This window comes from Nocardioides zeae (genome assembly GCF_010686755.1).
GTDB lineage: Bacteria > Actinomycetota > Actinomycetes > Propionibacteriales > Nocardioidaceae > Nocardioides > Nocardioides zeae.
In genome coordinates this window covers 84431-107555 of sequence record NZ_JAAGXA010000006.1, presented here as the reverse complement: position 1 = coordinate 107555, position 23125 = coordinate 84431, and the positions used below count along the sequence as shown (strand labels likewise).

The 23125-nt window shown below is 72.5% G+C and carries 19 protein-coding genes; 3 read left to right on the top strand and 16 right to left on the bottom strand.

Annotated features, from left to right (window positions below; genetic code table 11):
- Positions 1–35 precede the first annotated feature (35 nt).
- From G3T38_RS10110 to G3T38_RS10100, 3 genes are read right to left on the bottom strand one after another with little or no spacing between them, the layout of a single operon-like run.
- Positions 36–1265 (bottom strand): sugar ABC transporter permease, encoded by a 1230-nt coding sequence (locus G3T38_RS10110; protein WP_163772182.1) that lies wholly within the window; start codon positions 1263–1265, stop codon positions 36–38.
- On the bottom strand, positions 1262–2089 hold the full coding sequence (locus tag G3T38_RS10105; protein WP_420846791.1) for an ATP-binding cassette domain-containing protein: 828 nt from the start codon (positions 2087–2089) through the stop codon (positions 1262–1264). Before G3T38_RS10105 ends, G3T38_RS10110 begins: the two co-directional genes overlap by 4 nt.
- On the bottom strand, positions 2086–3159 hold the full coding sequence (locus G3T38_RS10100; protein ID WP_163772181.1) for a substrate-binding domain-containing protein: 1074 nt from the start codon (positions 3157–3159) through the stop codon (positions 2086–2088). Before G3T38_RS10100 ends, G3T38_RS10105 begins: the two co-directional genes overlap by 4 nt.
- 174 nt (positions 3160–3333) lie before the next feature.
- Here G3T38_RS10100 and G3T38_RS10095 point away from each other — a divergent pair, with 174 nt between their 5' ends.
- Together G3T38_RS10095 and G3T38_RS10090 are read left to right on the top strand one after the other, a co-directional pair.
- Positions 3334–4518 carry an ROK family protein gene (locus G3T38_RS10095; RefSeq protein WP_163772180.1) on the top strand — a complete coding sequence of 395 codons (1185 nt, stop codon included), beginning with the start codon at positions 3334–3336 and terminating at the stop codon, positions 4516–4518.
- A 155-nt stretch (positions 4519–4673) separates the two neighbouring features.
- Positions 4674–5051 carry a LapA family protein gene (locus G3T38_RS10090; RefSeq protein WP_163772179.1) on the top strand — a complete coding sequence of 126 codons (378 nt, stop codon included), beginning with the start codon at positions 4674–4676 and terminating at the stop codon, positions 5049–5051.
- 21 nt (positions 5052–5072) lie between these two features.
- Here the strand turns inward: G3T38_RS10090 and guaA are convergent, their stop codons facing one another.
- The 12 genes from guaA to groES form a co-directional block, all read right to left on the bottom strand.
- The gene (guaA, locus tag G3T38_RS10085; protein WP_163772178.1) at positions 5073–6638 is read right to left on the bottom strand and encodes a glutamine-hydrolyzing GMP synthase; all 1566 of its coding nucleotides are present in this window, start codon (positions 6636–6638) and stop codon (positions 5073–5075) included.
- A 215-nt stretch (positions 6639–6853) separates the two neighbouring features.
- Positions 6854–8575: a GMC oxidoreductase gene (locus tag G3T38_RS10080; protein WP_163772177.1), complete on the bottom strand. Its 1722-nt coding sequence runs from the start codon at positions 8573–8575 to the stop codon at positions 6854–6856.
- Positions 8572–10188 (bottom strand): succinic semialdehyde dehydrogenase, encoded by a 1617-nt coding sequence (locus G3T38_RS10075; protein WP_163772176.1) that lies wholly within the window; start codon positions 10186–10188, stop codon positions 8572–8574. The genes G3T38_RS10080 and G3T38_RS10075 overlap by 4 nt, the downstream gene beginning before the upstream one ends.
- A 93-nt stretch (positions 10189–10281) precedes the next feature.
- The gene (locus G3T38_RS10070) at positions 10282–12012 is read right to left on the bottom strand and encodes a glycerol-3-phosphate dehydrogenase/oxidase (protein WP_163772175.1); all 1731 of its coding nucleotides are present in this window, start codon (positions 12010–12012) and stop codon (positions 10282–10284) included.
- A gap of 14 nt (positions 12013–12026) precedes the next feature.
- Positions 12027–12821: a carbon-nitrogen hydrolase family protein gene (locus G3T38_RS10065; RefSeq protein WP_163772174.1), complete on the bottom strand. Its 795-nt coding sequence runs from the start codon at positions 12819–12821 to the stop codon at positions 12027–12029.
- Positions 12822–12839: 18 nt separating this feature from the next.
- The gene (locus G3T38_RS10060; protein WP_163772173.1) at positions 12840–13946 is read right to left on the bottom strand and encodes a GuaB3 family IMP dehydrogenase-related protein; all 1107 of its coding nucleotides are present in this window, start codon (positions 13944–13946) and stop codon (positions 12840–12842) included.
- 85 nt (positions 13947–14031) lie between these two features.
- Positions 14032–14679, bottom strand: coding sequence for a DUF4276 family protein (locus G3T38_RS10055; RefSeq protein WP_163772172.1), 648 nt, complete (start codon positions 14677–14679; stop codon positions 14032–14034).
- Positions 14676–15794 carry an AAA family ATPase gene (locus G3T38_RS22625; protein ID WP_163772171.1) on the bottom strand — a complete coding sequence of 373 codons (1119 nt, stop codon included), beginning with the start codon at positions 15792–15794 and terminating at the stop codon, positions 14676–14678. Before G3T38_RS22625 ends, G3T38_RS10055 begins: the two co-directional genes overlap by 4 nt.
- A gap of 80 nt (positions 15795–15874) precedes the next feature.
- Positions 15875–17389, bottom strand: coding sequence for an IMP dehydrogenase (gene guaB, locus G3T38_RS10045; protein WP_163772170.1), 1515 nt, complete (start codon positions 17387–17389; stop codon positions 15875–15877).
- A gap of 10 nt (positions 17390–17399) precedes the next feature.
- Positions 17400–18275, bottom strand: a complete 876-nt coding sequence (locus tag G3T38_RS10040) for a GNAT family N-acetyltransferase (protein ID WP_338037580.1) — start codon at positions 18273–18275, stop codon at positions 17400–17402.
- Positions 18276–18425: 150 nt separating this feature from the next.
- On the bottom strand, positions 18426–20045 hold the full coding sequence (gene groL / locus G3T38_RS10035; protein ID WP_163772168.1) for a chaperonin GroEL: 1620 nt from the start codon (positions 20043–20045) through the stop codon (positions 18426–18428).
- Positions 20046–20155: 110 nt separating this feature from the next.
- Positions 20156–20452 carry a co-chaperone GroES gene (groES, locus tag G3T38_RS10030; protein ID WP_163772339.1) on the bottom strand — a complete coding sequence of 99 codons (297 nt, stop codon included), beginning with the start codon at positions 20450–20452 and terminating at the stop codon, positions 20156–20158.
- A gap of 198 nt (positions 20453–20650) precedes the next feature.
- Here groES and G3T38_RS10025 point away from each other — a divergent pair, with 198 nt between their 5' ends.
- On the top strand, positions 20651–21847 hold the full coding sequence (locus G3T38_RS10025; RefSeq protein WP_174267841.1) for a THUMP-like domain-containing protein: 1197 nt from the start codon (positions 20651–20653) through the stop codon (positions 21845–21847).
- A 15-nt stretch (positions 21848–21862) separates the two neighbouring features.
- Here the strand turns inward: G3T38_RS10025 and G3T38_RS10020 are convergent, their stop codons facing one another.
- Positions 21863–23080, bottom strand: a complete 1218-nt coding sequence (locus G3T38_RS10020) for an acetyl-CoA C-acetyltransferase (protein ID WP_163772166.1) — start codon at positions 23078–23080, stop codon at positions 21863–21865.
- Between the last annotated feature and the right edge of the window lie 45 nt (positions 23081–23125).

Sequence of the window (23125 nt, the reverse complement as noted above, 5' to 3'; positions counted from 1 at the left end):
TGCCCCGAGACGCCCCCGGCTCCACCCCGAGCGCGCTATCCGCGTCCGCTCGCCGACCGCGCCCGGCGGGCGACGGAGTCGATGGCGACGGCCAGCAGCAGCACGCCACCGGTGACCATGAAGCGGACGGAGGAGTCGACACCGACGATGTTGAGGCCCGACTGGATGGCCTGCAGGACGATGATGCCGAGCATCGCGGCGTACGCCGACCCGCGCCCGCCGAAGAGGCTGGTGCCGCCGATGACGGCCGCGGCGATCGCGGTCAGGTTGGTGTCGGTCGTGCCCGTGGCCTGCGAGACCGAGGTCTGCTGACCGGCGGCCAGCAGGCCGCCGAGCGCGGCGAGGGTGGAGGTCAGCACGAAGACGGACACGTAGATCCGCGTCACCTTCACGCCCGATCGGCGGGCCGCCTCCTCGTTGCCGCCGACGGCGAAGACGTGCCGTCCCCACCGCGTACGGCGCAGCGCCAGGTCCATCACGACCACGAGGGCCGCGAAGAGCAGGAAGCTGTAGCTCCATCCGCGGTCGACGCCGAGGTACCACGTCAGCCAGCCGAGCCCGGCCGCCAGCGCCAGCGCCTTGAGGCCGACTCCGAGCAGGGACGGCGCCGACAGGTCGGCCGCGCGACGCTGACGGATCGTCCAGAGCCGCGACGCGACGTACAGGGCGACGACGATCGCCACGCCGACGTACGCCGCGGCGCCGCTCACGAAGCTGAACCGAGCGAACTCGGTGAGCCCGGAGCCGTCCGGCAGGTTGATGGTGCCGTCGGAGCCGAGCACGTAGAGCAGCACGCCCTGGAAGCCCAGCAGGCCGCCGAGGGAGAACACGAAGCTGGGGATGCCGAGCACCGTGTAGAGGAACGCGTAGGCGATGCCGACGACGGCGCCGACCGCGATGCCGGCGAGCAGCCCGACGAACGCCGGCTGTCCCTCCTTCACCACGAGCACCGCCATGATCGCGGCCGCCATGCCCGAGACGGAGCCGACGGAGAGGTCGATCTCGCCGAGCAGCAGCACCAGGACGATGCCGAGCGCGATGATCCCGACGGGCGCCGCGTAGGTCAGGATGTTGACCATCGAGAACGACGACAGGAACCGCGGGTCCAAGCTGTAGAAGACCGTGCAGATCACGATCAGGCCGACGACCACCGGCAGGCTGCCGAGGTCGCCGCCCCGGAGGCGGTTCCACACGACGTCGAGGGCGCCACGGGCGCCGCGGCTGCGGACGAGCCGCTCGTCGGCGAGGTCGGCGGCGACGGTCATGGGCGGGCTCCTGCGGGCGAGTCGGAGGGAACGGTCGTGCTGGGGGCCGAGCGCTCCCCGGCACCGGTGATCGCGGCGACGAGCTGCTCGGTGGTCACGTCGGCGGCGTCGAAGCGCGCCGCGTTGCGACCGAGGCGGAGCACCTCGATGCGGTCGGCGACCGCCAGCACGTCGGCCATGTTGTGGCTGACGAGGATGACGCCGAGGCCGGTCTCGCGCAGGCGTCCCACGAGGGAGAGCACCTCCGCGGTCTGGGCGACGCCGAGGGCGGCGGTCGGCTCGTCGAGGATGACGATGCCGGGGTCGCCGACGAGGCTGCGGGCGATGGCGACGGTCTGCCGCTGGCCGCCCGAGAGCGCCGCGATCGGGATGCGGACCGACGGGATCTTGGCGGAGAGCCGACGCAGCAGCCGCCACGCCTCCTGCTCCATGTGGACCTCGTCGAGGAGCAGCCCGCCCGCCGTGCGCTCGCGCCCGAGGAACAGGTTGGCGACCACGTCGAGGTTGTCGCACAGCGCCAGGTCCTGGAACACGGTCGCGATGCCGAGCTTCTGCGCCTGGCGGGGACCACCCACGACGACCTCGCGGCCGTCGAGGGTCATCGTGCCGTCGTCGGGCTGGTAGACGCCGGAGATGATCTTGACCAGCGTCGACTTGCCGGCGCCGTTGTCGCCCACGAGGGCGACGACCTCGCCCTTGGCGACGTCGAGGTCGATGGCGGACAGCGCCTGGACGGCGCCGAACCGCTTGCTGACCCCGCGCAGCGACAGGGCGGTCCCCGTCGCTGCGCGGGTCGACTTGCTGAGCTCCACGGCCGAGCTCACGCCCCGATGCCGGCGGCGGTGCAGGCGTCGGCGTAGTCGGCGGTGCAGATGTCCTCGACCGTGTAGAAACCGTCGGCGATGACGGTGTCGTTGACGTTGTCCGCCGTGACGACGATCGGGTCGAAGATGAAGGAGTCGACGCCCTCGTAGTCGGTCGTCTCGCCGACGTCCTCGCCCTTGGCGAGCGCGACGGCGACCTCGGCGGCCTTCTCGGCCTCGACCTTGATGGGCTTGTAGATCGTCATGGCCTGCTCACCGGCGACGATGCGCTGGATAGCGGCGAGCTCGGCGTCCTGGCCGGTGATGGGCGGCAGCGCGGTCGGGTCGACGCCCGCACCGGTCAGCGCGGCGATGACGCCGCCGGCCTGGCCGTCGTTCGCGGCGTACACGCCCGCGATGTCGCCGGCGTCGAAGCGCGCGAGCTGGTCGGTGGTCCAGGTGCGCGCGTTGTCGGGGCTCCAGTCGGGGTTGTCGTACTCCGCCAGGACCTCGAGGCCGCTCGCGTCGATCGCCTCGTGAGCGCCGGACTTGAACTGCGCGGCGTTGGGGTCGCTCGGCGCGCCGTTGAGCATGAGGATGCCGCCGGTGCCGCCAGTGGCCTCGACGAGTGCCTCGCCCTGCATGCGGCCGACGGTCTCGTTGTCGAAGGACAGGTAGTAGTCAGCGCCCTCGATGAAGCGGTCGTAGGCGATGACCTCGGCGCCCGACTCCTGCGCAGTGCGGACCATGCCGCCCGCGCCGGCGCCGTTGACCGGGTCGAGCACGATGACGTCGGCGTTCTGGGAGATCGCAGAGTCGACCTGCTGGGTCTGCTTCGCCTCGTCCTGGTCGGCGTTGAAGTAGACGACCTCGCACTCGTCGCCGCAGACGTCCTGCACCTTGGCCTCGAAGAGCGGCTTGTCGAAGGCCTCGTAGCGCGTGGTGCTCGACTCCGGCAGCAGGAGCGCGATGACCTTGGTGTCGCTGTCGCCCTCCTGGGCGTCGTTGGCGCCGCAGGCAGCCAGCAGGCCGACCCCCACGACGATGGCGGCCGTGCTGACGATGCCGCGCTTGAGCTTGCTGCTGGACATGGACTCTCCTCGTGGACCGGGTGCGACGGCACCGTCGCGTGGTGACGCTCGGAGTGTTGTGCGCCACAGGCCTAGCCGTCAAGACATGAACGCAAAATCGTTATCAGCGAGTCCCAGACGCCGTTTGAGAACATCTCTTGACGGTTCAGCGCCTCACACGTCAGGGTGACGCCCGTGTCCACCTCCGACCTCCGTTCCGCCGCGCCCGGCTCGACCGCCACGCTGCGCACCGCCAACCAACGGCGGGTGCTCGACGTGCTGCGCGCGGCCGGCGCCGGGGCCGAGTCCGACGCGCCGCCCCCGACCCAGGCGGAGCTGGCGCGGGTCACCGGCCTCGCGCCCGCCACGGTCTCCAACATCATCCGCGACCTCGCTGCGGCCGGTCTCGTGGCGACGGAGCCAGGCAGCGGCCGGCGCGGCACCGTCGTGCGCCTCGCCCCGGGCGCCGGCCTCGTCGCCGGTGTCGACTTCGGGCACAGCCACGTCGCGGTCGCCCTCGGCGACGTGACCGGGCACCTCGTGGCGGAGCGGCGTCAGCGGCTCTCCCCCACCCACTCGCACACCGAGGGCCTCGCCATCGCGACCACCCTGCTCGACGACCTGCTCGCGGCCGAGGGCCTCGACCGCACCGCCCTGCGCACCGTGGCGACCGGCCTCCCGGCGCCCATCAACCAGCGGGTCGTCGCGGCCGCGGCGATCCTGCCCGGCTGGGTCGGGGTGGACGCGCTCGCCGCGTGCGAGGAGGCGTTCGGGGTGCCCGTCACCGTCGAGAACGACGCCAACCTCGGCGCCCTCGCCGAGCACCGGCTCGGCGTGGCCCGCGGCGAGGACAGCTCCTTCTTCGTGAAGATCTCCTCGGGCGTCGGCGCCGGCATCGTCATCGACAACCGGCTCTTCCACGGCTCCGGCGGCGCCGCCGGCGAGATCGGGCACCTCACCCTCGACGAGCGCGGACCGGTCTGCCGCTGCGGGAGCCGCGGCTGCCTCGAGGCCTACGCCTCGGTCGGCAGCGTGCTGGCGATGATGGCCGACCAGCTGCCCGGCGCGACGCTCGACGACGTCGTGGCCGCGGCCACCGCCGGCAACGTCTCCGCCCAGCGCTCGCTCGAGGACGCCGGCCGCCACATCGGCTGGGCGCTCGCGAGCGTCGTCAACCTCATCAACCCGGGCGTGCTCGTGGTGGGGGGCGACATGGCGCGGGCGGGCGACCTGCTGCTGGAGTCGGTACGCCGCGAGCTGCGCCGCCACGTGCTCGACGCCGTTGCGGCGACGCCCGTGGAGCTGTCCGAGCTGGGCGAGCGCGCCTCGCTGGTCGGCGCCGTGCTGCTCGCCGCGGAGCTGACCGACCTGCTGGTCTGAGCCGGCGCGACCGGGCCGCCGCCTTCCCCGACCGGGCCGACCGCTCGAAATGTGCAGCTGGGACATGACCCCGTCGGTCCGGAGTGCCCCAACGTCCCATTTCGCAACGGGGTGGATGCAGGTGCCCCTTCAGCGGCGCGGTTAGATTCGACGGCATGACCGTCCCCCAGGCGTCCCCTGCCGGTGACCCCGCCGTTCCCCCGACCGCGCCCCCGGCGCCCCCGAAGGACGCCGAGCGTCCCCACGACGACCCCCTGCGCGCCTCCCGAACGAGCGGCCTGTGGGTGGGCGCCGTCGCGCTGGGCGTGCTCCTGCTCCTGCTCGTCGTCTTCATCGCGCAGAACACCGAGCAGACCACGGTGCGGTTCTTCGGCTTCGAGGGCCGGGCCCCGCTCGCCGTCTCCCTGTTGATCGCCACGGCCGCGGGCATCCTGCTCACCGCGATCGCCGGCTCGCTGCGGATCTGGCAGCTCCGGCGCCGCACGCGCAAGGAGGTCGGCCGCGAGCCGCACCGGGCTCGCGGCCGTCACTGACCTACGGTCGGCGGACCGGGGTCACTCCCACTCGATCGTGCCCGGCGGCTTGCTCGTCACGTCGAGCACGACGCGGTTGACCTCGGCCACCTCGTTGGTGATCCGGGTCGAGATGCGCTCGAGCACGTCGTACGGCAGCCGGGTCCAGTCGGCCGTCATGGCGTCCTCGCTGGAGACGGGACGCAGCACGACGGGGTGGCCGTAGGTGCGGCCGTCGCCCTGGACGCCGACCGAGCGGACGTCGGCGAGGAGCACCACCGGGAACTGCCAGATCTCGCCGTCGAGGCCGGCGGCCGTCGTCTCCTGCCGCACGATCGCGTCGGCCGCGCGGAGGATGGCGAGGCGCTCCTCGTCGACGGCGCCGATGATGCGGATCGCGAGGCCCGGGCCGGGGAACGGGTGGCGGGCGACGATCGCCTCGGGGATGCCGAGCTGGCGCCCCACCTCGCGCACCTCGTCCTTGAACAGGGTGCGCAGCGGCTCGATGAGGGAGAACTCGAGGTCCTCGGGGAGGCCGCCGACGTTGTGGTGGCTCTTGATGTTGGACGTGCCGGCGCCGCCGCCCGACTCGACGACGTCGGGGTAGAGCGTGCCCTGCACGAGGAACTTCACGGGCGGGCCGGGCGTCGCCAGCACCTCCCGCTCGGCGGCCTCGAAGACGCGGATGAACTCGCGCCCGATGATCTTGCGCTTCGTCTCGGGGTCGGTGACCCCGGCGAGGTGGCCGAGGAACTGCTCGCGGGCGTCGACGACCTTGAGGTCGACGCCGGTCGCGGCCACGTAGTCCTGCTTGACCTGCTCGGCCTCGCCCTCGCGGAGCAGGCCGTGGTCGACGAAGACGGCGGTGAGCTGGTCGCCGATGGCGCGCTGCACGAGCGCCGTCGAGACCGCGGAGTCCACGCCGCCCGAGAGCGCCGAGATGACGCGGGCGTCGCCGACCTCGGCGCGGATGCGCTCGACCTGCTCCTCGACGATGTTGACCATCGTCCAGGTCTGGCGGCAGCCGGCGATGTCGACGAGGAAGCGCTCGAGCACCTCCTGGCCGTGCTCCGAGTGCAGCACCTCGGGGTGCCACTGCACGCCGGCCAGCCGGCGGTCGGTGTTCTCGAACGCGGCGACGGGCGTCACGTCGGTCGACGCCAGCACGGCGAAGCCCTCGGGGGCCGCGGTGACGGAGTCGCCGTGCGACATCCACACGCGGTGCTCGCCCGGCAGGTCCGCCAGCAGCGTGCCCGGCTCCCCCACCGTCATCGGCGTGCGGCCGTACTCCCGGGCGCCCGTCGGCGACACCGTGCCGCCGAGGTTCTGCGCCATCAGCTGGAAGCCGTAGCACATGCCGAACACGGGCGTGCCCGCCGTGAAGAGGTCCGCGTCGATGCGGGGCGCACCCTCGGCGTACACGCTCGAGGGGCCGCCCGACAGGATGATCGCCGTCGGCTGCTTCGCCAGCATCTCCGCGACCGGCATCGTGTGCGGGACGATCTCGGAGTAGACCCGCGCCTCGCGCACGCGCCGCGCGATGAGCTGGGCGTACTGGGCGCCGAAGTCGACCACCAGGACGAGGTCGTGGTCGGGGGCAGACGACATCGAGGGCCTTTCACTTGCCTGCGGGGACCCGCGGAGTCTAGCCCGCAAACGCGTCAGGGCCCGGCCGGGGAGGGAGGGTGGCCGGGCCCTGACGGTCCTGTCGACTGCGCGCAGCCCAGGACGGGAGGGCCCGGGCTGGGAGGGAGCAAACATGCCGGACCCGTCCAGCACAACGAGGCCGCGTGACGTGGGTTACGAGGTTCGTCGATCTGTTTCTAGCTGACGCCGACGATGGGCAGCCGGAGCGCCGCCGGCGCCTCGGCGGGCACCGCCGGCCGCCGGGGCGCGACCGCGCCGACACGCTCGTACGACGCGCCGAGGGGTGGCCGCGCGTCCGTCTCGCCCTTGTTGGGCCAGAAGGCCATCGCGCGCTCGGCCTGGGCGGTGATCGTCAGCGACGGGTTCACGCCGAGGTTGGCCGAGATCGCCGAGCCGTCGACGACGTGGAGCCCCGGGTGCCCGAACATCCGCTGGTAGGGGTCCACCACGCCGGTCTCCGGCGACTCGCCGATCGTGCAGCCACCGATGAAGTGGGCCGTCAGCGGCCGGTTGAAGGGCTCGCCCACGGTGCCGCCCGGCTTGCCGCCGATCATGGCCGCGATGCGCCGGGTCGCCTCGTTGGCGATCGGGATCCACGTCGGGTTGGGGGCGCCGTGGCCCTGCTTCGACGACAGCCGCCAGCCGAAGGGGGTGCGCTTCGGGAACGTCGTGATCGAGTTGTCGAGCGTCTGCATGACGAGCGCGATCACCGTGCGCTCCGACCAGTGCTTCATGTCGTAGAGGTCGAGGACGTTGCGGCGCTCCCGCCACAGCTCCTTGAGCCACGTCTGCCACCGCGGGCCGGGTCCGCCGCCGTCGGTCAGCACCGTCTGCATGAGCGCCATCGCGTTGGAGCCCTTGCCGTAGCGCACCGGCTCGATGTGGGTCACCGGGTCGGGGTGCCACGACGACGTGATCGCGACGCCCTTGCTGTAGTCGGTCGACAGGTCGGGGGCGAGCGCCCCGAGGATCGACTCCGAGTTGGTGCGCGTCAGCACGCCGAGCCGGTCGGAGACCCCCGGCAGGTCGCCCGTGGCCTTCAACCGGTGCAGCAGCTTCTGGGTGCCGAGGGCGGCCGCCGAGAAGACGACCTGCTCCGCCGTGTAGCTCCGCACCGCCGAGCGGCGCGACAGCTTCGCCTTGGTCCAGCGCACGTCCACCCGGTAGCCACCGCCGGGCAGCGGACGCACCCGCGTCACCGTGGTCAGCGGGTGGACCTTCGCCCCCAGCTGCTCGGCCAGGTAGAGGTAGTTCTTCACGAGCGTGTTCTTCGCGTTGTGCCGGCAGCCCGTCATGCACTCGCCGCAGTTGCGGCAGGTCGTACGGCGCGGTCCGGCCCCTCCGAAGAACGGGTCGTCGACGTCGACGCCGCCCTCCTCGGCCCCACCGTGCTCGGGCCCGCCGAAGAAGACGCCCACCGGGGTGGGGTGGAACGTGTCGCCCACGCCCATCTCCTCGGCGACCTTCAGCATGACGTCGTCGCTCGCCGTGCGCACCGGGTTCTCGACGACGCCGAGCATCCGCTTGGCCTGGTCGTAGTACGGCGCGAGCTCCGACTTCCAGTCGGTGATGTGGGACCACGACGGGTCGGCGTAGAACGCGTCGAGCGGCTCGTAGAGCGTGTTCGCGTAGACCAGCGACCCACCCCCGACGCCCGCGCCGGCGAGGATCATGCAGTCCTTGATGACGTCGATCCGCTGGATGCCGTAGCAGCCCGCCTGCGGCGCGAAGAGGTACTTCTTCATGTCGAACGACGTCGACGCGAAGTCGGCGTCCTCGAACCGCGCCCCCGCCTCGAGCACCCCGACCTTGTAGCCCTTCTCCGTCAGCCGGAGCGCCGAGACCGATCCGCCGAACCCCGAGCCGACGACGAGGACGTCGTAGTCGAACCCGCTCACGCGCGTCCCACCTTCTTCAGCAGCCGGAGGCTGAGGTTCATCACCTTCGCGTAGGACTCGTCGGAGAGGCCGAAGGACGGCGCGATCGGCACGACCCGCTGCGTCGCCACCGACTGGGTCTCGGTGTAGCGGAGGATGCCCTCGGCGCCCTGGCGACGCCCCATGCCCGACTCGCGCATGCCGCCCATGGGCGCCCCGAGCGACGCGAACGTCGCCGCGAAGGCCTCGTTGACGTTGACCGTGCCGCACGTGATGCGACGCGCCACCGCGCGGGCGCGCTCACCGTCACGGCTGTAGACCGACGCGTTGAGGCCGTACTCCCCGTCGTTGGCCCGGGCCACCGCCTCGGTCTCGTCGTTGAAGCGGTAGAGCGACACCACGGGGCCGAAGGTCTCGTTGCCGAAGCACGCCATCTCGGGCGTGACGCCCTCGAGGATGGTCGGCTCGTACATGAACGGGCCGAGGTCGGGCCGTGCCCGGCCGCCGGCGAGCACGGTGGCGCCCTTGGCCACGGCGTCCTCGACGTGCTTCGTCACCGTCTCCAGCTGGTTCGCGTTGATGAGCGAGCCCATGTCGTTGCCCCAGTCGAGCGTCGCCCCCAGCGTCATCGCCTGCGTGCGGGCGACGAACCGCTCGACGAACCGGTCGTAGACCTGGTCGGCCACGAACATCCGCTCGATCGAGACGCAGAGCTGGCCCGCGTTGGAGAACGCGGCGCGCACGGCGCCCTCGGCCGCCTTCTCCACGTCGGCGTCACGGAGGACGAGGAGCGGGTTCTTGCCGCCCAGCTCGAGCGAGCAGCCGATGAGGCGCTCCGCGGCCTGGGCGGCGACCCGCTTGCCCGTCGCCGTCGAGCCGGTGAAGCAGACGTAGTCGGCGCGGTCGATGATGGCGCCGCCGATCTGCGCACCGGGCCCGGCCACGACCTGCCACAGGTCGCGCGGGAACCCCGCCTCGTCGAGCAGCTGCGCGGCGAGGAGCGCGCTGAGCATGGTCTGCGAGTCGGGCTTGGACACGACGGCGTTGCCGGCCGCGATCGCCGCGATGCCGTCGCACAGCGCCATCGTGAACGGGTAGTTCCACGGCGAGATGACGCCGACGACACCCTTGGGGATGCGGTTGACCTCGACCCGCGTCAGCCCCGGGATGACGCCCGGCACGCGGCGGGTCTCCAGGTGCTGGCGCAGCGTGCGGCCGTAGTAGCGCGCCGTCAGCGCGATGTGCAGCGGCTCGTCGAAGGCGTGCTTGCGCGCCTTGCCCGACTCCCACACGATCAGGTCGAGGATCTCCTCCTGGCGGTCCAGCACCAGGTCGTGCAGCCGCAGGAGCAGCTCCTGGCGGTGGGCCAGCGACGTGCGCGCCCACGCCTCCTGGGCCCGGCGGGCGCGCGCGAACGCCTCCGCGACGTCGGCCTCCGAGGACTGCGGCACCTGCGCGAGCGGCGCACCCGTGAGCGGGGTGCGCGTGAGGGCCGTCTCGCCGGTGGTGGCGAGCAGGCGTGCGGTGAGGGCGGCGACCTGGTCGGGCTCCAGCGCGTACGCCGCGGTGGGGTCGTGCTCGGGGTCGCCCGGCCCCGTGACGAGGGGACCGCCGGCCGGGATGGAGTTGCTCATGTACCGAGAGTATGTCCGCGACGGCGTGTGTTCTACCTCTCGGTAACAATTGGCCGCTCTTGACAACCCTGCTTCGGTTGTCAAGCAGCAGGCTCAGACCAGGTCGCGCACCTGCACCCGGGCCTCGTCGGCCTCCTGGTCGGTGGGCTTCTGCTGGCTCTGCCGCTCCGCCTCCACGCGCCGCAGGTAGTGGTCGACCTCCTCGTCGGTGCGGGCCGCGCTCCAGCCCAGCTGGGCGGCCATGAGCTCCGCGACCGGCCGCGCGGCCGCCGTGCCCCGGTCGAAGGTCTCCACCGAGATCCGCGTGCGACGGGCGAGCACGTCGTCGAGGTGGCGCGCGCCCTCGTGGGTCACGGCGTACACGGCCTCGGCCGCCAGGTAGTCCTCCGCGCCCGGCACCGGCGCGGCGAGCTCCGGACGAGCGGCCACGAGGGCCAGCAGGTCGTCGACCAGCGCGCCGTACCGGCCGAGCAGGTGGTCGATGCGCGCGACGTGCAGGCCCGAGCGGCGGGCGAGCATCACCCGCTGGTTGGAGCGGGTCTCGAAGCCGTCGGCGCCCAGCAGCGGCACCCGGTCGGTGATCGACCCGCGCACCCCGCCCGCGTCGCTCAGCGACGGTGCGGCGGCGTCGACGGCGTCCTTCGCCATGACGCGGTACGTCGTCAGCTTGCCCCCGGCGATCATCACCAGGCCCGGGACGGGGGCGACGACCGTGTGCTCCCGGCTGATCTTCGACGTCGGCTCCGACTCCCCGCTGAGGAGCGGGCGCAGCCCGGCGTAGACGCCCTCGACGTCGGCGTGGTCGAGCGGCTCCCGCAGGAGGGTGTTGACGTGCGCCAGCACGTAGTCGATGTCCGCCTTGGACGCGGCGGGGTGCGCCTTGTCGAGGTCCCAGGCGGTGTCGGTGGTGCCGATGATCCAGTGCCGCCCCCACGGGATCACGAAGAGCACGGACTTCTCGGTCCTCGTGATGAAGCCCGCCTCGGAGCGGATGCGGTCCCGCGGCACCACGAGGTGGATGCCCTTCGACGCCTTCACGTGCAGGGCCCCCCGCCCGCCGACCATCTCCTGGATCTCGTCGGTCCAGACGCCGGCGGCGTTGACCACCACACGGGCACGCACCTCCAGGTCGGTGCCCGTCTCGAGGTCGCGCGCCCGCACGCCGACCACCCGCTCCCCCTCGCGGAGGAACCCGGTGACCTTCGTGCGGGTCGCGACGTGGGCGCCGTGCCGGGCCGCCGTGCGGGCGATCGTCGTCACCAGACGGGCGTCGTCCACCTGCGCGTCGTGGTAGCGGATCGCTCCCGTGAGGTCCTCCGTGCGCAGGTCCGGCGCGATCCGGGCCACCTGGCGCCGGAACAGGTGCCGGTGCCGCGGCACGCCCATGTCGTAGCGCCCGAGCGCGGCCATCGTGTCGTAGAGCGCGAGGCCCGCCCCGACGTACGGCCGCTCCCACGTGCGGGTCAGCGGGTAGAGGAACGGCACCGGCCGCACCAGGTGCGGCGCGAGCCGCGTCAGCAGCAGCCCGCGCTCCTCGAGGGCCTCGCGCACGAGCGCGACGTCCAGCATCTCGAGGTACCGCGGCCCGCCGTGCACCAGCTTGCTGGAGCGGCTCGACGTGCCGGAGGCGAGGTCCCGCTGCTCGACCAGGGCGGTCGTGAGCCCGCGGGTGACGGCGTCGAGGGCGACGCCGGCGCCGACCACGCCACCACCGACCACCAGCACGTCGAGATCACCGGCGCCGGGTTCCGCCGTGCCGGCGAGCGCCGCGAGGGCCGCGTCGCGCGCGGCGGGACCGAGGACTCCGGGAGGCGTCGCCGTCATGTCCCCATCCTGCCTCAGACGCGGCGGCGGGGCCCCAGGCTCGCGCGGTGGTCGTCGACCATCGTGTGCGTACGGCGCGTGCTCGCCACCAGCGCGACGTCGAGGTCCGCGACGACGACGCCCTCCTCGCGTCCCAGCCGGGCCACCACGCGGCCCTCCGGGTCGTAGATCGCCGACCCACCGCTGAGCTCGCGGCCGCCGCAGCGACCGGTGAGGCCCGAGAACGCGACGTACATCCCGTTCTCCAGCGCCCGGGCCGCGTAGTAGAGGTCGCGGCGGTGCTCGCCGCCGACGAAGTACGCCGCGGAGGCGAGGTAGCCGACCGCACCGTCGCGGGCGGCCGCGGCGGCGTGCTCGGGGAAGCAGCCGTCGTAGCAGATGCTCAGGCCGAGCTCGACGTCCCCGACGCGCACGGAGGCCCCGTGGTCACCCACCACGAAGTGCTGCTTCTCGTCCCCGTCGAGGTGCTGCTTGTCGTAGGGCACCGTCACGCCGCCGTCGGGCGCGACCAGCGCGAGCGACAGCGTCGCGAGCCGACCACGGGCGAGCGGGGTGCCGACGAGCGCGGTGGTGCCACCGGCGCGGGCGGCCTCGCGCAGCGGGTCGAGCAGGGGCCCGGCGAGGTCGGCCGCCGTGGGCAGCGGACCGCCGAACACGTTCGCTGCGTATCCCGTCAGGAACGCCTCGGGGAGCACCACGACGTCGGCGCCCTCGGCGGCCGCGCGGTCCACGAGCCGGGCGGCCGTGCGGACGTTGGCGGACAGGTCGCCCGCGACCGCCTCGCCCTGCGCGGCCGCGATCCTCGTCATCGGGTGCTCAACGCCGGGTCACTGCACGACGACCTCGACGCGCTGGAACTCCTTGAGCTCCGTGTAGCCCGTCGTGGCCATCGCCCGACGCAGCGCGCCGACCAGGTTCATCGTGCCGTCCGCGACCCGCGAGGGCCCGAAGAGGATCTCGTCGAGCGACCCGACGGTGTCGAAGCCGACCCGCTGGCCGCGCGGCAGCTCCGCGTGCCACGCCTCGGCGCCCCAGTGGAAGCCGTGGCCCGGCGCCTCGGAGGCGCGGGCGAAGGGCGAGCCGACCATGACCGCGTCGGCGCCGCAGGCGATCGCCTTCGCGAGGTCGCCCGACGTGCCGATCGAGCCGTCGGCGATGACGTGGACGTAGCGGCCCCCGGACTCGTCCAGGTAGTCACGACGGGCCGCCGCGACGTCCGCCACGGCGCTCGCCATGGGCACGGCGAGGCCGAGCACCGTGCGGGTCGTGTGGGCCGCGCCGCCGCCGAAGCCGACGAGCACGCCCGCCGCACCGGTGCGCATGAGGTGGAGCGCCGCCTGGTAGGTCGCGCAGCCGCCCACGATGACCGGGACGTCGAGCTCGTAGATGAACTCCTTGAGGTTCAGCGGCTCCGCCTGGCTGGAGACGTGCTCCGCGCTGACCGTCGTGCCGCGGATGACGAACATGTCGACGCCCGCGTCGACCACCGTCTTCGCGTGCTCCCGCGTGCGCTGCGGGGACAGCGAGCCCGCCACCGTCACGCCGGCGTCGCGCATCTGGCGCAGCCGCTCGGTGATGAGCTCCGCCTTCACGGGCTCGGTGTAGATCTCCTGCAGGCGAGCCGTCGCGGCCACGCCCTGCAGGCCGGCCACCTCGGCGAGCAGCGTCGTCGGGTCCTCGTACCGGGTCCACAGGCCCTCGAGGTCGAGCACGCCGAGACCGCCGGCGCGACCCAGCGCGATCGCCGTCTCCGGGCTCATCACGGAGTCCATCGGCGCCGCCACGACGGGGATCTCGAAGCGGTAGGCGTCGATCTGCCAGGCGACGCTGACCTCCTCCGGGTCGCGCGTGCGCCGCGACGGCACGATGGCGATGTCGTCGAAGGAGTAGGCCCGGCGGGCGCGCTTGGCGCGGCCGATCTCGATCTCGGTCACGAGGAGCAGTCTCCCACCGCAGCCAGGCAGAGTCGAAGTGGCACCGGCACGGGGCCTGGGCCGCGCCCGAACCTCAGGTGCGTCGTCACAGCTGGTCCACCCAGGCCGCGAACGAGCGGCAGTGTGCCAGCACGGCAGGCAGACCGACCTCCTCGAGCGCAGGTACACCATCCGTGATCTTCTGGTAGCCGGGCCACAGTGCCGCGAGTCGCTTCGACGGTGCCGTGCTCGGCCCGTCGTCGATCAGTTCGACGTCGCCGCCGTACGCCGCGACGACGGCCTGCAGAGCAGCTGCCACCTCCACGTCACCGAGCACGGTGGCCCGCCCCACGGCAGCGGCGAACACCAGCATCTCGAACTCGTGGAGCACCACGAACGGAAGAAACCGCCGGTGGTCGATGTCGTCAGCCATCGCCGCGCACAGGCTCGCGCAACGAGCCCGGGGCTCCGTCCCGACGTCAGCCGGAACCTCGGGGCCATCCGCGGGATAGGCGTAGAAGTCGATCATCGTGGTGACCGTGCTCCAGTGAGGCTCGGCGAGGAGGCGAAGGAGATCCTTCCGGTAGTGCTGCCACGCACCACCGCCCTTGTGTTTCGCTCCGCTGGCGGCACGGGACGTCGCCACCACGACAGGAACCACCACGACTCCCCGTCCGAGCAGGTGCGGGGCCAAGACCTGTTTGACGAAGGCTTCCTCCGTCTGGCCTTCGACGACGACGGCGACCTGTCTCATCCGTCCTCGGAACGGGGCGTCGAGCCCGGTCGGCCTCCCAGCACGTTCTTCTCCCACAGCTCACCGAGGGTGTAGTCGTCGAGCCAGGCCCGGAGACGGCTCGCATCCGGCCGGGACACCGTCGTCCCGTCGTCGCCGCGCTCGACGACCGCGACCTCCTCCACGGTGAACTGCTCCAGCAATGTGACGCTCTGCGTCGCCGCCACGATCTTGCGAGAACTGGCGGCGGCTCGGAGCAGTCCGGCGAGCTGGTGGATGGCGAACGGGTGGAGCCCGAGCTCGGGCTCGTCCAGCACGATGGTCGCCGGCGCGCTGGGCTGCAACAACAACGTCGCCAGGCAGATGAAGCGCAGGGTGCCGTCGCTCAGCGCGTCGGCCGAGAATGCGCCGTCAACTCCCTGCTCGCTCCAGCGCAGCTGGACGTGACCGTTGCGGGGCACCAGCACGAAGTCGTCGAAGAACGGCGCCACCGACCGAACGGCCCGGACGATCCGGCGGTAGCACGCTGCGTCCTCGTCACGCATCGCGAGCAGCACGGCGGCAAGGTTGCGAGCATCGGGGTGCAGCGTGAGCGAATCGGCGATGTCGACCGTCTTCTTGGGGGCGGCATCCGACGACGTGTCATCGAAATGGAAGACACGGCACCCCGCCAGCAGGTCGAGGACGAACCGCTCGCGCGGCCTCGTCTCGGCGACATCGGCCAGCATGCTCTCCGCCGAGACCCCTAGGTGCACGGAGTGGGGTCGGGGGAAGTTGGATCGATCGTGGAAGTAGGTCCACTCCTCCACGGCGCCACGGTCTCCCGACGTCGGGAAAAGCTGCGCTCGGTAGCCGTTCGCCAGACTTCCCTCGCCCCAGGCGGTCAGCTCGATGCGTTCGGCTGCCCCTCCGGAAGGGCTTCGGTGGAGGAACCTGTCGAACCCGCCGTTCTGCACGAGGTGGCGGTTGAGCTGACGGTCGACGACACGGCCCAGCATCTCGAACGCAGCCACGAGGTTGCTCTTGCCCGAACCGTTGCCACCGACCAGCAGGGTGACGTCGCTCGTCAGGTCGAGGCGGGCGCGGCCGATAGACGTGAAGCCCGCGATCTCGAGCGACTCGAGAGCAACGCCCACAGCACCCTCCTGCACCTCGGACTCGAACGCTCAGGCTAGCGCGGCCCGCGCCCAGAGCGAGGAGTTCTCCCCAGCCGGTCTCAGCGCGACTGGTAGTTCGGCGCCTCGGCCACCATCTGGATGTCGTGGGGGTGGCTCTCCTTGAGCGAGGCCGAGGTGATCCGGACGAACCGGCCCTTCTCCTGCAGCTCGGGGACGGTCCGCGCGCCGATGTAGAACATCGACTGGCTGAGCCCGCCGATGAGCTGGTGCGCCACGGCGGCCAGCGGGCCGCGGTAGGCCACCTGGCCCTCGACGCCCTCGGGGACGATCTTGTCGTCGCTGGTGACCTCGGCCTGGAAGTACCGGTCCTTCGAGTACGACTTCTTGCCCCGGCTGCTCATGGCACCGAGGGAGCCCATGCCGCGGTACGCCTTGTACTGCTTGCCGTTGACGAAGACCAGCTCGCCCGGCGACTCCTCGCAGCCCGCGAGGAGCGAACCGATCATGACGGACTCGGCACCGGCGACGAGCGCCTTCGCGATGTCGCCCGACTGCTGCAGGCCGCCGTCGGCGATCACGGGGACGCCGGCCGGCTGGCAGGCCAGGGACGCCTCGTGGACGGCCGTCACCTGCGGCACACCGGCGCCCGTGACGACGCGCGTGGTGCAGATCGAGCCGGGACCGAACCCGACCTTGACCGCGTCCGCGCCGGCGTCGACGAAGGCCTGGGCCCCCTCGCGCGTGGCCACGTTGCCGCCGATGAGCTGCACGTGCTTCGTCGCCGGGTCGGACTTGAGCCGCCGCACCATGTCGAGCAGCAGGCGCACGTGGCCGTGGGCCGTGTCGGCCACGAGCACGTCGACGCCCGCCTCGATGAGCGTCGTGGCGCGCTCCCACGCGTCGCCGAAGTAGCCGATCGCCGCACCCACGAGGAGGCGGCCGTCCGCGTCGTACGAGGCGTCGGGGAACTGCTCGGACTTCACGAAGTCCTTGACGGTGATGAGGCCGCCGAGCTTGCCGTCGGCGTCGACGAGCGGGAGGCGCTCCCGCTTGTGCTTGCGCAGCAGCGCGGTGGCGTCCTCGCGGCTGATGCCCACGTCGCCCGTGATGAGCGGCATCGGCGTCATCACCTCGTCGACCTTCGTGGTCGCCCACTCGGCGACCGGGGTGAAGCGGAGGTCGCGGTTGGTGATGATGCCGAGCAGGGTGTCGGCGCCGTCGACGACCGGCAGGCCGGAGACCCGGTACTCCCCGCAGATGCGGTCGAGGTCCTCCAGGGTCGCGTCGGGGCCGATCGTGACGGGGTTGGAGATGATGCCCGTCTGCGTGCGCTTCACCAGGTCCACCTGGTAGGCCTGGTCGGCCACCGACAGGTTGCGGTGCAGGATGCCGATGCCGCCCTGGCGGGCCATCGCGATCGCCATGCGCGACTCGGTCACCGTGTCCATCGCCGCCGAGATGAGCGGCGCCTTGAGGGAGATCTCGCGCGTGAGCCGCGACGTCGTGTCGATCTCGTCGGGCGCCAGGTCGGAGTAGCCCGGCAGGAGCAGCACGTCGTCGTACGTCAGACCGAGGGCGGCGAACTTGTCGGGGACTCCGGGGGTGGCGCTCATGCGGGCCAGTCTAGGCCCGCGGCAGCGGCCTCAGCTCCCGCACCGGGATGCGAACGGTGAGGGCGTCCCCCGACATGCGGATCCGACCCCGCAGGCCCGCCGCCAGCACCAGCGGGAGGACCGCCTGGTTGTCCGCGCGGGTGGTCAGCAGGATGTCCTGGGCACCCTCGCCGGCGGCCAGCCGGGCGACGTCGGAGAGCAGGCGCGTGCCGATCCCCCGGCGCTGCCAGGTCGGGTCGACCTCGAGGTCGACCGGGTGCAGGCCGGGCTCCACGCCCGGCTCCGCGGGCCGCAGCGTGGCCAGTCCCACCACGACGCCCTGCACGCTGGCCTGCACCGTGCGGTCCACCAGCTCGAAGGTCGGCGTGGCCCCGCCCCCCATGCGGCGGGCGCTGGAGCCGAGCACCGTCGGCGTGCGGGCCAGCACCTCGGAGACGAGCTCGGCCATGGCCGCCCCCCGGGCGTGCTCGGTGGCGGTGAAGGCGGCGCGGCGACGTACCTGCACCTGGACGTCACCGACCGTCATCTCCATCACGTCGCCCACCGCGGCGTCGCCGGGCTCGGCGTCGAAGAGCTGGGCGACGACCTCCGGGAAGCGGGAGGGCCGCGCGATCACCGCCCGCGCCGCCTGCACGTAGCGCGCGGGCTGGTCGACCAGGGCCGCCTCGGTGCACGGGGTGCCGACGACGCTGGTCCCGCCGGCGCCCTCCAGCAGGCCGGTGAGCCGCTCGAGGGTCCACCCCTCCGGGGTGCGCACGACGAGCTCGTCGGTGACGGCCTCGACCCCCGGGAAGACCTGGAGGGCGAGGATGTTGACGCCCGCGGCGCCGCACTCGGCGGCGAGCACCGCGAGCGTGCCCGGGCGGTCGGGAAGGGTCGTGCGCACGCGCCACAGCATGGGTCCGACGGTGCGCCGCCCGTGTTGCGCGGTCGGGGCAGGCGTGTTTCAGCGGTGCAACAACGCACGCCGCCCCCGGTTCCACGAGGGAACCGGGGGCGGCGAGCTGCTCCGGGTGGAGCGGGTGGAGCTGGTCGATCAGTGGCCGTGGCCGTGACCGTGACCGGCGGCGGCCGGCTCCTCCTCCTCGGGCTTGTCGACGACCAGGGTCTCGGTCGTCAGCAGCAGGCCCGCGATGGAGACGGCGTTGACCAGCGCGGAGCGCGTCACCTTGACGGGGTCGAGGACGCCCTGGGCGACCAGGTCGCCGTACTCGCCCGTGGCGGCGTTGTAGCCGTTGCCCACGCCGAGCTCGCGCACCTTGGAGACCACGACGTAGCCCTGCTCGCCGCCGTTCTCGGCGATCCAGCGGAGCGGCTCGTCGACGGCCTTGCGCACGATGCGCACGCCGATCGCCTCGTCGCCGGTGAGGCCGAGGTCGCCCTCGAGCGCCGCGGCGGCGTGGATGATCGCGGAGCCACCGCCGGGGACGATGCCCTCCTCGATCGCGGCGCGCGTCGCGGAGACGGCGTCCTCGATGCGGTGCTTCTTCTCCTTGAGCTCGACCTCGGTGGCCGCGCCGACCTTGATGACGACGACGCCGCCGGCCAGCTTGGCGAGGCGCTCCTGGAGCTTCTCGCGGTCCCAGTCGGAGTCGGTGTTCTCGATCTCCGCCTTGATCTGGTTGACGCGGCCCTCGACGGCCGAGGCGTCGCCGGCACCGTCGACGATCGTGGTGTTGTCCTTCGTCACCACGACGCGGCGGGCCTGGCCGAGCACCTCGAGGCCGACCTGGTCGAGCTTGAGCCCGACCTCGGGGGCGACCACCTGGGCGCCGGTCAGCACCGCGATGTCCTGGAGGATCGCCTTGCGGCGGTCACCGAACGCGGGCGCCTTGACGGCGACGGCGGTGAAGGTGCCGCGGATCTTGTTGACGACGAGGGTGGAGAGCGCCTCGCCCTCGAGGTCCTCGGCGATGATGAAGAGCGACTTGCCCGCGGCGATGACCTTCTCGAGCAGCGGGAGCAGCTCGGCGACGGCCGAGATCTTCCCCTGGTGCAGGAGGATGTAGGGGTCGTCGAGGACGGCCTCGCGGCCCTCCGAGTCGGTGACGAAGTACTGCGAGATGAAGCCCTTGTCGAACTGCATGCCCTCGGTGAACTCGAGGTCGGTGCCGAGCGTGTTGGACTCCTCGACGGTGATGACCCCGTCCTTGCCGACCTTGTCGAAGGCGTCGGCGAGCAGGGCGCCGATGTGCGCGTCGCGCGAGGAGATCGTGCCGACGCTGGCCACGTCCTCCTTGTTGTCGACCTCGCGGGCGGCGTCGCGCAGGGCGTCGCCGACGGCCGCGGCGGCCAGGTCGAGGCCGCGCTTGAGGCCGAGCGGGTTGGCGCCGGCGGCGACGGCGCGGAGGCCCTCGTGCACCAGGGCCTGGGCCAGCACGGTCGCGGTCGTCGTGCCGTCACCGGCGACGTCGTTGGTCTTGGTCGCGACCTCCTTGGTGAGCTGGGCACCGAGGTTCTCGAACGGGTCGTCCAGCTCGACCTCACGCGCGACGGTCACGCCGTCGTTCGTGATGGTCGGGGCGCCCCACTTCTTGTCGAGGACGACGTAGCGGCCCTTGGGGCCGAGCGTCACCTTGACGGTGTTCGCGAGCGCGTCGACGCCGCGCTCGAGCGAGCGACGGGCGTTCTCGTCGAACTCAAGGATCTTGGGCATGTCTCTCCTCAGAGATGCTGCGGGTGGTGGGTACGGCGCGAGCCGTGCGCCCCGGAGCAGTCCGCCGGGGGCGGGCTCACGGGGCGCACGGCTCGAGGATCACTCGAGGGTCAGGAGACGATCGCGAGGACGTCGCGACCCGAGAGGATCAGGTACTCCTGGCCCGCGACCTTGACCTCGGTGCCGCCGTACTTGCTGTAGATGACCTTGTCACCGACCGCGATGTCGAGCGGGATGCGCTCGTCGCCGTCCTCGTTCCAGCGCCCGGGGCCCACCGCGAGGACCTCGCCCTCCTGGGGCTTCTCCTTCGCGGTGTCGGGGATGACGAGACCGGACGCCGTGGTCTGCTCGGCGTCGAGCGGCTTGACGACGATGCGGTCCTCGAGGGGCTTGATGTTGACCGACACGATGTCGACCTCCACTTTCCGTGCGGATCCGAATGCCGGACGGCGGTCGCCGCCCGGCGGGGCGTTGGTCGTCGCCGGCTTCGAGCGCGCCGTCGCGGGGGTCGCGCCGTCGTCGTCGACGATTGGCACACTCACCCGGAGAGTGCCAGCGACGACGTTAGCACTCCACCGGAACGAGTGCCAGAAGTGTCTGGGAGGATGGACGTCGTGGACCTCGAGACCTTCCGGTGGCTGCTGACGCACGACGGGCGCACGCTGCTGGACGTGGCCGCGCGGGCGTACGCCGACGCCGACGGCGACCCGGTGCGGGCGGCGGCCACGGTGCGGCGCACGGAGCCGGACCCCGAGCGCTCCGCCGCCGCGCTGACCCAGGTCGGGCTCCGCGTGCGGGGGGTCGCGAAGTTCGGCGAGGACGCGCTGCGGATGTTCTTCACCCCGGACGGGCTCGAGCAGGCCACCCGACGACGGGTGGCGGACCACCGGGCCGCGCGCCTCGCCGCCGCCCAGCCCTCCTCCGTCGTCGACCTCGGCTGCGGCATCGGCGGCGACCTCACGGCCCTGGCCCGCGCGGGCGTCGTCGCGGCCGGCGTCGACGTCGACCCGCTGCGCGTCGCGATCGCGGAGGCCAACCTGGCCGCGCTCGGGCTCGAGGGGGCCGTCACCGTCGCCGACGCGACCACGCTGCCGCTCGGCGGGTTCGGCGTCGCCCTCGTCGACCCGGCCCGGCGCGACGGACGCGGCCGCGTCTTCGACGCCGACGCGTGGGTGCCGTCGTGGGACTTCGTCGCCGGGCTCCTGACGGGCCGCCCCGCGGTCGCGAAGCTCGCGCCGGGCCTCCCCCACGACCTCGTCCCCGACGGCGTCGAGGCGGAGTGGGTCAGCGACCGCGGCGAGGTCAAGGAGGCCGTGCTCTGGTCGCCCCACCTCGCCGTCAGCCGACGCCGCGCCACCGTGCTCCGGGCCGAGGGTCTCGCCACCCTGACCGAGGAGGACGATCCCCACGACGGCGGCGAGCGCCCCGTCCGCGGCGTCGGCCGCTACCTCTACGAGCCCGACGGCGCCGTGATCCGCGCCGGCCTCGTCACCGCCGTCGCCGGGGCGGTCGACGGGGGCCTGCTCGACGAGCACATCGCCTACGTCACCTCGGACGCCGGGTTCCGCACGCCGTTCGCCGCGACGTACGAGGTGGTCGAGGAGCTGCCCTACCGCGAGAAGGCGCTGCGCGCCGCCCTCCGCGAGCGCGGCGTCGGGCGCCTCACCATCAAGAAGCGCGGCGTCGACGTCGTCCCGGAGCAGCTGCGCAAGCGGCTGGCGCTCCGGGGCGACGCCGAGGCGACGGTGGTGCTCACCCGGGTGGCCGGGGAGGGTACGGCGCTGCTCGTGCGCCCCCTCTGACCCCGGCCGGTCGGGTCAGGACAGGCGCTCGACGACCATCGCCATGCCCTGGCCGCCGCCGACGCACATCGACTCGACGCCGAACTGCTTGTCGTGCCACCGCAGCGAGTTGATGAGGGTGCTCGTGATGCGCGCGCCGGTCATGCCGAAGGGGTGACCGACGGCGATCGCGCCGCCGTTGACGTTGAGCTTGTCGACGTCGATCCCGATCTGCTGCGCCGAGCCGAGGGCCTGCACGGCGAACGCCTCGTTGATCTCGAACAGGTCGATGTCGCCCAGGCCCATGCCGGCGTTGCGCAGCGCGGCCGGGATCGCCTCGACCGGGCCGAGGCCCATGATCTCGGGCGACAGACCCGTGACGGCGGTGGAGACGATGCGCGCCAGCGGGGTCAGGCCCAGCTCCTTCGCCTTCGTGTCGCTCATGACGACCACGGCCGCAGCGCCGTCGTTGAGGGGGCAGGCGTTGCCTGCGGTTACCGTGCCGTCGGGCCGGAAGACCGGCTTGAGCTGGCTCACGGCCTCGTACGTCGTGCCCGCCCGCGGACCGTCGTCGGTCGAGACGACCGTGCCGTCGGGCAGCGTGACCGGGGTGATGTCGGTCGCCCAGAAGCCGCTCGCGATGGCCTCCTCGGTGAGGTTCTGGCTGCGGACGCCGAAGCGGTCCTGCTCCTCGCGGCTCATGCCGAGCTTCTGCGCCACGTTCTCCGCGGTCTGGCCCATCGCGATGTAGAGGTCCGGCAGCGCGCCGTCCTCGCGCGGGTCGCGCCACGTGTCCGCCCCGCCGGCCGCGCGGGCCTCGGTGCGGCGGACGGCCTCGCCGAAGGCGGGGTTCTGGGCGGCCGGGTCGTCGGCGAAGCCGCGGCCGAACCGGCTGACGGTCTCCACGCCGGCGGAGAGGAAGACGTCGCCCTCGCCGGCCTTGATGGCGTGGAACGCCATGCGGGTCGTCTGCAGGCTCGACGAGCAGTAGCGGTTGACGGTCACGCCCGGGACGTGGTCCATCCCGCCCAGCACGGCCACGGCGCGCGCCAGGTTGTTGCCCGACTCGCCCGCCGGCTGCCCGACACCGAGGGCGAGGTCGACGATGTCGCGGCGGTCGAGCTCCGGCACCTTCGCGAGGGCGGCCTCGACCATCTGGAGCGCCAGGTCGTCGGGACGCATGTCCTTGAGCGACCCCTTGCCGGCGCGGCCGATGGGCGAACGGGCGGTGGAGACGATGACGGCTTCGGGCATGGGGAGCTCCTGTGCTTCTCGGGGGCGGGCGCTCTCCGGCAGCGC

Coding starts and splice junctions, on each gene's coding strand:
- G3T38_RS10110 (WP_163772182.1), bottom strand. CDS start 1,265: ATGACCGTCGCCGCCGACCTCGCCGACGAGCGGCTCGTCCGCAGCCGC.
- G3T38_RS10100 (WP_163772181.1), bottom strand. CDS start 3,159: ATGTCCAGCAGCAAGCTCAAGCGCGGCATCGTCAGCACGGCCGCCATC.
- G3T38_RS10090 (WP_163772179.1), top strand. CDS start 4,674: ATGACCGTCCCCCAGGCGTCCCCTGCCGGTGACCCCGCCGTTCCCCCG.
- guaA (WP_163772178.1), bottom strand. CDS start 6,638: ATGTCGTCTGCCCCCGACCACGACCTCGTCCTGGTGGTCGACTTCGGC.
- G3T38_RS10075 (WP_163772176.1), bottom strand. CDS start 10,188: ATGAGCAACTCCATCCCGGCCGGCGGTCCCCTCGTCACGGGGCCGGGC.
- G3T38_RS10070 (WP_163772175.1), bottom strand. CDS start 12,012: ATGACGGCGACGCCTCCCGGAGTCCTCGGTCCCGCCGCGCGCGACGCG.
- G3T38_RS10065 (WP_163772174.1), bottom strand. CDS start 12,821: ATGACGAGGATCGCGGCCGCGCAGGGCGAGGCGGTCGCGGGCGACCTG.
- G3T38_RS10055 (WP_163772172.1), bottom strand. CDS start 14,679: ATGAGACAGGTCGCCGTCGTCGTCGAAGGCCAGACGGAGGAAGCCTTC.
- guaB (WP_163772170.1), bottom strand. CDS start 17,389: ATGAGCGCCACCCCCGGAGTCCCCGACAAGTTCGCCGCCCTCGGTCTG.
- groL (WP_163772168.1), bottom strand. CDS start 20,045: ATGCCCAAGATCCTTGAGTTCGACGAGAACGCCCGTCGCTCGCTCGAG.
- G3T38_RS10025 (WP_174267841.1), top strand. CDS start 20,651: ATGGACGTCGTGGACCTCGAGACCTTCCGGTGGCTGCTGACGCACGAC.
- G3T38_RS10020 (WP_163772166.1), bottom strand. CDS start 23,080: ATGCCCGAAGCCGTCATCGTCTCCACCGCCCGTTCGCCCATCGGCCGC.